Genomic DNA, 7931 nt, shown 5'->3' with positions numbered 1-7931 from the left:
AATGTCACCCGCTCCCGCCTTGGACGCCTCACCCGCCAGGGCTTCCTCACCCAACCCGGACGAGGCATCTACCAGAAACGGACTTAACGTCCTCTAAGTAGGCGGAGTTGCGGTAGGTGCATCAACCCCGCGTACGGCGGGCACGGCTTTGGCCTGGTCCGATAGGGCGGATCGTGTCCTTCCTCCAGGTGACGGCGAGGCTGCTGGCCTGGACTGATGGGGATCCAACGCCACGATGTTGCATTAGGTGCAACCGTGGGAGTGGTCGTGCGAGCTGTCGATGTGCCGGGTGCGTTCCGGCTGGTAGTCCCGGGGAATGTACGGGCGCTGGACCCGGCGCCGGCGATGTTCGACGCGATGCTGCGCGGGTGGGAGCAACAGCAGCGGAGCCGGCTGCTGACGAAGAAGACGATCGGCGACCGACTGAGCTTGGTTCGGCGGTTCGCGCTGTTCACGGCGACGTATCCGTGGGAGTGGACCCCGGAGGACGTCGAGGCGTACTTCGCGCACCAGCTTTCGGGATCCTCGCCGCTGGCGCACTCGACGGTGCGCGGGCAGCAGGGCGATCTTCAGATGTTCTGCGCGTTCGTCACGGACGGCCGCTACGGCTGGGCCGCGGCGTGCGAGGAGGCGTTCGGGCAGGTCCCGGTCCAGGTGTGTCACGACTGGAACACCGCCGACCACGTCGCCGAGTTCGAGGGCCGGCCGGGCCGGCGGGCGCTGACCTACGATGAGTTGCAGACCCTCTTCGACGCCGCCGACGACCTGGTCGAGCAGAAGCGCAAGCGCCGCCGCAAGGGGGTGCTGGCCGCGTGGCGGGACGCGGTGATGATCAAGCAGGTCTACGCGTACGGGACCCGGCGGCGCGAGACGTCGATGCTGGACCTGCCGGACCTGCGGCACAACCCGCGGGCGAAGCAGTACGGGCGGTTCGGCGCGTTGGAGGTGCGGTTCGGCAAGGCCTCGCGGGGCAGTCCGCCGAAGCGGCGTACGGTGCTTACGGTGCCGGAGGTCGACTGGATCGTCCCGGTCCTCGAAGAGTGGGTGGACGAGGTCCGCGGCGGCTTCTCCCCGGGCGGGCACCCGGCGCTGTGGGTGACCGAGCGGTGCGGCCGGATCGGCCTGCGGCGCCTGGACGAGGTGTTCGCCGCGATCCGCGGCCACGCCGGGCTGCCGGACGAGCTGGAGCTGCACTGCCTGCGGCACACCTACATCACGCACCTGATCGAGTTCGGGTACCCGGAGCGGTTCGTCCAGCAGCAGGTCGGCCACGCCTATCCGTCGACCACGGCGTTGTACACCTGGGTGTCGGACGAGTACCGCAACCGGCTGCTGGAGGCCTCGCTCCGGCGCCGCCTGGAGCGGACGGGCTGAAGGGAACGGGGCTGCCGTGCTGAAGCGGATGGGGTTCGAGTGGAACCTGCGCCGGCTGATGGCCGACCAGGGCATGTACCAGACCACGGACCTGGTGCCGAGGCTGGCCGAGTACGGGGTGCACCTGTCGCGTGAGCAGGTGTTCCGGCTGGTCACCCAGCCTCCGCAGCGGTTGTCGATGGACGCGTTGGCCGCGCTGTGCGGGATCCTCGGCTGCTCGCCGGCGGACCTGATCACGGTGAGGGAGGTCCGCCGGCAGGTCGCGAAGCCGACGGCGTCGGGTGAGACGGCGGGTTCGACGGCCTCGCTCCCGCCGCTCAGGAGGGTGCGGGTGCGGCGCCCGGAGGGCCTGTGACCGGCCGCCGGGTGGGGCCGCCGCCACAGTGGGTGGAGCTCGCCGACCGGATCACCGCGTTCCTGCCCGGCTTGTCCGGCCGGGACGCGGCCCGGATTGTCGCCGGGATGACGCCGTCCGCCCGCGGACGCACCCGCGCCCACCTCTCCCGGCATCCAGATGCCCTCGTCAGCGGCGCCTCCGATGCCCCGCGCTCTGTCCAGGCTCTGATCACCACGCTCGCCGAGGCTGGCGTTCCCGGCGTCCGGGCGCCGGCCTGCCTGCGCTGTGGGCGCGTCCGCCGGCTGCGGCAGGTGGTTCCCGGCGGCCGGGTCTGCCTCGGCTGCGAGGGCACCCTCGCCCAGCGCGGCAACGTCGGCCCGTGCACGGTCTGCGGCGAGACCCGCCCCCGGCCCTCCCGCCGGACCTGCGCGCACTGTCGCCGCCTCCAGGTCGCCGCCTTCCGGTCCTGCTCGGCCTGCGGCAAGTCAGCCCCGATGGACCCGTGCGGCACCTGCCGCCCGAGGCCGCCGGCGTCGTGCACGCTGTGCGCCACCAACGCGCCGGTGGGCGCCCGCTGGCCGCTCGGGCCGGTCTGCAAGCCCTGCTACCGCGACGCCCGCACCCACCCCGGCACGTGCCCGGTCTGCGAGAAGCCGCGCGTGCTGATCGCCCGCCAGGACGGAGCGCGGGTCTGCGGCCCCTGCGCCGGCCACCCCGACCTGTACGCCTGCCCCCGCTGCGCGGGCCCCCGCTCCTACAACGTCCGCGGCCTGTGCGACCGCTGCACCCTCCACGACCACCTCGCCGACCTCTTCGACGGCCGGCCCGCGGGCCCCGAAGACCAGTACAGGCGGATGCGCGCCGCCCTGGCCGGGTGCGACCGGCCCATCACGGCACTGAACTGGCTGCGCAACTCCCGCTCCGCCGAGCTCCTGGCCGACGCCGTCGCCGCCGGACGGGCGCTGACCCACGAGGACCTGGACACCATGGCGGCCGCGGAGAACCGCGACGGTGCCCGCGTCGTCGACTACCTGCGCGGCGTCCTGCTCGCCCACCAGGCCCTGCCAGAACGCGACGAACTCCCCGCCCGCGTCGAACGCCACCTGGCCCGCGTCCTCGCCCGCCACCCCGAGCACACCCTGGTGCTGCGGACCTACGTCCGCTGGTCGCTCCTGCCCCGCGCCCGCCGCCGCAGCGGTCGCGCGCACGCCTTCACCAACCGCCTGCGCTGGGCCCAGACGAGGATCAACACCGCCGCTGACTTCCTGACCGCCATGCAGCACGCCGGGCTGGAGCTGGCCGAGGTCACCCAGCACGAGGTCGACCAGTGGCTGACCAGCGGCCGCAGCACCCGCTACGAGGTCCGCGACTTCCTCCTCTGGGCCGGCCACCGCGGCCACAGCGGCGACCTCGCAGTCCCCGTCCGGCCCCGGCCCGACCCGGTCGCAATGGACGACGACTCCCATTGGGAGATCCTCCACCAGTGCCTCACCGACACGGAACTGCCCTCCGATGTCCGCGCCGCCGGCGCCGTCCTCTACCTCTTCGGCCAGGAGGTCACCCGGATCGCGGCCCTGCCCACCAACGCCGTCGAGGTGCGCAACGACGAGACCGTCCTCGTGCTGGACCGCGTGCCCATCCGTCTGCCGGATCCCCTGGCCCGGCTCCTGACCGACTTCGCCAGCCGGCCGCGGCCCCCGGGCTGGGCGGCGAACCACCCGAGCCGCTGGCTCTTCCCCTCCTCCGAGCCGGGCCGACACATCACCGGCGGCGCGCTGGTGCGTCGCCTGACCGCCCACGGCATCCCGAGCCGCCCTGCCCGGGCCGCCGCCCTCGTCCAGCTCGCCCAGGACATGCCCCCGGCCGTCCTCGCCCCGATGCTCGGCCTCCACCTGAACACCGTCACCCGGTGGCGAGCCCGAGCCGCGACCGACTGGACCGCCTACCTCCAGGCCCGGGCCGCGGACCGGCCCGCGTCAACGTGAGCGGCGCCGCGCCGACCGCCGGGTGACGGTACGACGGCTGTGCCGTCCGGGCCGGTAGCCCTGGCCACATGACCACTTCCGCCTGGTGGCGCCGCGGCGCCACCACTGCCGCCGCGCTCGCCCTCGCATTGATCCCCACCGCCGCCCCGGCCGCCGCCGCAGCGCCACCGCCTATTCCCGCGGCCACCGTTGTCGTCCAGCATCGGCAGCTTCCCGAACCACCGCCGGCCGAGGAGGCCCGCACGGAGCTCGGCGAGCTCGTCGTGGAGGCCCCGCACTCCATGGAGGGATACTCGCGGGACCGCTTCCCGCACTGGATCAAGCAGTACGGCACCTGCGACACCCGCGAGGTCGTCCTCGCCCGCGACGGCCAGAACGTCGTCCAGGACAGCGAGTGCCGCGCCGTCTCCGGTACCTGGACAAGTTCCTACGACGACAAGACCTTCACCGACGCCAAAGCCCTTGACATCGACCACCTGGTCCCGCTCGCCTCCTCTTGGAGGTCGGGCGCCGATACCTGGACCACTGACAAGCGCCGGGCCTTCGCCAACGACCTGACGCACTCCCAGCTGGTCGCGGTGTCCGCGGCCTCGAACCGCGCGAAGGCCGACAAGTCGCCCGACCAGTGGCGGCCGCCGCTCCGGTCGTACTGGTGCACGTACAGCCGTGCCTGGACCGACATCAAGCACGTCTACGGCCTCTCCGTCACCGAGTCCGAGAAGGCCGCGCTGGCCGAGATGCTGGACACCTGCGCGTAACCGTCGCCCCGGCTGGCCCGCTTCTCGTCCTGGTGGGCGGGCCAGGCCGGTCGATATGGGCTTTCACCTGCGAAGGCCCCCTCGCGGGCCCTACGGTGTCCGCATCGGCATGGCCGCAGGTCAGGTGTTCAAGGGGTGGGTCTGATGGATATTCCGCTGGCGGACGCGGTCGCGGCGGTGCGCGACGAGCTGCTCGAGGCGGCTGGCCGGGTCGGGGACGACCCCGGGGTGGTGTTCGCGGTCGGGCCGGTGGAGATGGAGTTCGAGGTCGAGCTGCGCGCGGACGCGAAGGCGAAGGCCGGCTTCAAGCTGTTCGCGGTCGGCGCGGAGACCGAGGCCGGGCTGTCCCGAGTTCGCACCCACCGGGTCGCCTTCACCCTCACCCCCAAACGCCCCGACGGCACCGACCTCCTTGTCAACTCCACGCAACAGCGTCCGGTCGGGCCCGGGAACACCTCGGGCCGCATCGAGTAGGGCCCGGCCCGCTTACCGGGTGGCAGGTGGAAGAGCGAGCGGGGCGGTTGGGGGCCAGGGGTGGAGCAGGGGCGTCTTGCGGCGGTGACCGGGGTGGGCGGGCCGGGATCGGGATACGCGGTCGGCGGCCGCCTGGTCCTCACCTCCGCCCACGTCACCGGCCCCGCCGGCACACGGGTGACCGTGTTCCACCCCGGCGGCACCGGCAGCGCGAGCGGGACAGTGGTGTGGGCCGGCAGACCGAAGGAGCGAGACGACGCCGCGCTCGTCCTCGTCGACGACTCCCCCCACTGGCGGCCTCCCACGGCGCCGGTGCGATGGGGCCGTCTGGTCACGACCCGCCCCAGCACAGCGTGCGAGACGTGGGGGGTGCCGGACGAGGCCCAGCGCCCTCGCCCCGCGGTGGAGGCCGAGCAACTGGCGGGCCGGATCAACCCCGGCACCGGCTTCGTCAACAACCAGTACGTCATGGACCTCGACCAGCACCCCCCGCACTGGCCGACCGACGGCACCTCGCCGTGGGGCGGGCTGTCCGGCGCGGCCGTGCACTGCGACGGCATCGTGACCGGCGTCGTCGCGGCCGACCGAGCGCGCTCCGCCCACGGCCGCCTCAACGTTGTTCCTGCCTACGTCCTGCTCCACGACCCCGCCTTTCGCACCACGCTCGCCCAGCACAGCGCGGGCCTCGTCGAAGGCGTGGAGGCGGTGGAGTTCCAGAACCTCACCGACCCCGCCCACGGCCCGGCCAGGCTCCGTCCCCCGGTCACACCTGCCGCCCTGCTGGAGGCCGGCCGGCAGGTGGTCCCTTTCCACGGCCGCGACGCACTCCTCGCCGACCTGCGGGCCTGGTGCGGATCGGGTGGGTTCGGGGCGTGGCTGCTGCACGGCCCCGGCGGGCAGGGCAAGACCCGCCTCGCCCACCACCTCGGCCGCCAGCTCACCGCACAGGGGTGGACGGTGCTGTGGCCGCGTGACACGGCCACCCCAGAACAGCTCCTACGGCTACGGCACGCGGCCCGGCCGCTGCTGGTCGTCCTTGACTACGCCGAGACCCGCCCCGGCCAGCTCGCCGCCCTCGTCGAAGCCGCTGCCGAACACCCTGGCACCAGCCCGTTCAAACTCCTCCTCCTGGCCCGCACCGCCAGTGACTGGTGGGACCAGGCCCAGGGCGCCACCCGCCTCGCCGAGGAGTATCTGGCGGACGCCCGCACCCGCCGTCTCGCCCCGTTGGAGGACGACCCCGACCGGCGGGCCGACCACTACCGCGACGCCGCCCGGGCCCTCGCCACCGAGCTTCCCCGCATCGATGGCCTCGCCAGCCACGACTGGACCACGGCCGCCGCGAGCCTGCCCCCGCCGTACGGATTGGCCCAGGACGCCTATGGCAACGCCCTCACCCTCCACATGACCGCCTTGGCCGACCTCCTCGACACCGTCCCGGCCGTGCCCGGCAACGGGCCCGCACCCGCAAACACTGCAGGCGAGGAAGACCCGCGGAACGTCGAGGACCGGCTGCTCGGCCACGAGAACCGCTACTGGCGCGAGAGTGCCACCGCCCGCAGCCTCACCCCCGCACTGAGCACGGACACCCTAAAATCAGCGATCGCCGCCGCCCACCTCGCCGGCGCCACCGACCGCGAACACGCCGACCACCTGTGGCAGCGCCTCCCTGCACTCGCAGACCAGCCCCGCGACCGCCGCGACCAGGTCACCGCCTGGCTCGCCACCCTCTACCCGGCCGCAACATTGGGAGGGCCATCCTGGGGGGTACTACAGCCCGACCGCCTCGCCGAACGCCACACCGGCCACGTCCTCCTGACTGAACCCCACCTCGCCGACCGCCTCCTCCTCGGCGCCGACGACGCTCAGGCCGAACAACTCCTCACCGTCTACAGCCGCGCCGTCACCCACTCCGTCTTCCACGACCGCCTCAACACCCAGCTCACCGACCTGTGCGTCCGCCATCACCGGCAACTGGCTGCACACACCATCACCATCGCCACCCGAACCGATCACCCCCAACCGCTCATCGACGCTCTCGAAACCGTCATTGCTGACCCCAGCACTCTTCTTGATGTCCTCGTCGAGCTCTACAACCGATTCCCCCACCCCAGCCATCGCCTCGCCGCCACCGCCGTTCGCCTTACCCGCGCCATCACCGACCACTACCGAGCCCTGGCCAAGGACAACCCCAATGCTCACCTGCCCAACCTCGCCACGGCCCTCAACAACCTCTCCGTGAACCTCGGTGGGGTGGGTCGGCGGGAGGAGGGGCTGGCCGCCGCCCAGGAAGCCGCCGACCACTACCGCACCCTGACCGAGGCCAACCCGGACGCCTACCTGCCCGACCTCGCCGGCGCCCTCAACAACCTCTCCAACCGGCTCGGTGAACTCGGCCAGCAGGAGGAGGGGCTGGCCGCCGCCCGGGAAGCCGTCGCCATCCGCCGCACCCTGACCGAGGCCAACCCGGACGCCTACCTGCCCGACCTCGCCGGCGCCCTCAACAACCTCTCCATCCGGCTCGGTGAACTCGGCCAGCGGGAGGAGGGGCTGGCCGTCATCCGGGAAGCCGTCGCCATCCGCCGCACCCTGACCGAGGCCAACCCGGACGCCTACCTGCCCAACCTCGCCAGCGCCCTCAACAACCTCTCCAACCGGCTCGGTGAACTCGGCCAGCAGGAGGAGGGGCTGGCCGCCGCCCAGGAAGCCACCGACCACTACCGCACCCTCACAGCCACCAACCCGGACGCCTACCTGCCCAACCTCGCCACGACCCTCAACAACCTCTCCGTGGACCTCGGTGAACTTGGCCGGCGCAAGGAGGGGCTGGCCGCCGCCCGGGAAGCCGTCGCCATCCGCCGCACCCTGACCGATGTCAACCCGAACGCCTACCTGCCCTACCTCGCTGGCGCCCTCAACAACCTCTCCAACCGGCTCGGTGAACTCGGCCAGCAGGAGGAGGGGCTGGCCGCCGCCCAGGAAGCCACCGACCACTACCGCACC

Annotated in this window: 6 protein-coding genes; all 6 read left to right on the top strand. The window is 72.6% G+C overall.

Annotation, left to right across the window (positions count from 1 at the left end):
- Positions 1-267: 267 nt before the first annotated feature.
- Positions 268-1374: a site-specific integrase gene (locus P3T27_RS40710; protein WP_280686423.1), complete on the top strand. Its 1107-nt coding sequence runs from the start codon at positions 268-270 to the stop codon at positions 1372-1374.
- A gap of 16 nt (positions 1375-1390) precedes the next feature.
- Positions 1391-1729 carry a helix-turn-helix transcriptional regulator gene (locus P3T27_RS40705; protein ID WP_280686422.1) on the top strand — a complete coding sequence of 113 codons (339 nt, stop codon included), beginning with the start codon at positions 1391-1393 and terminating at the stop codon, positions 1727-1729.
- A complete protein-coding gene (locus tag P3T27_RS40700) occupies positions 1726-3696 on the top strand; it encodes a hypothetical protein (RefSeq protein WP_280686421.1) in 1971 nt (656 codons plus the stop codon). Before P3T27_RS40705 ends, P3T27_RS40700 begins: the two co-directional genes overlap by 4 nt.
- A 68-nt stretch (positions 3697-3764) precedes the next feature.
- A complete protein-coding gene (locus P3T27_RS40695) occupies positions 3765-4454 on the top strand; it encodes an HNH endonuclease family protein (RefSeq protein WP_280686420.1) in 690 nt (229 codons plus the stop codon).
- A 144-nt stretch (positions 4455-4598) separates the two neighbouring features.
- Positions 4599-4928 (top strand): trypco2 family protein, encoded by a 330-nt coding sequence (locus P3T27_RS40690; protein WP_280686419.1) that lies wholly within the window; start codon positions 4599-4601, stop codon positions 4926-4928.
- Positions 4929-4988: 60 nt separating this feature from the next.
- Positions 4989-7931, top strand: a 2943-nt coding sequence (locus tag P3T27_RS40685) for a tetratricopeptide repeat protein (RefSeq protein WP_280686418.1), incomplete at its 3' end; no start/stop codon positions are given.

Source organism: Kitasatospora sp. MAA19 (assembly GCF_029894125.1).
Classification (GTDB): Bacteria; Actinomycetota; Actinomycetes; order Streptomycetales; family Streptomycetaceae; genus Kitasatospora.
The sequence above is the reverse complement of the archived record's forward strand: the minus strand, read 5'-3'. Positions and strand labels throughout refer to the sequence as shown.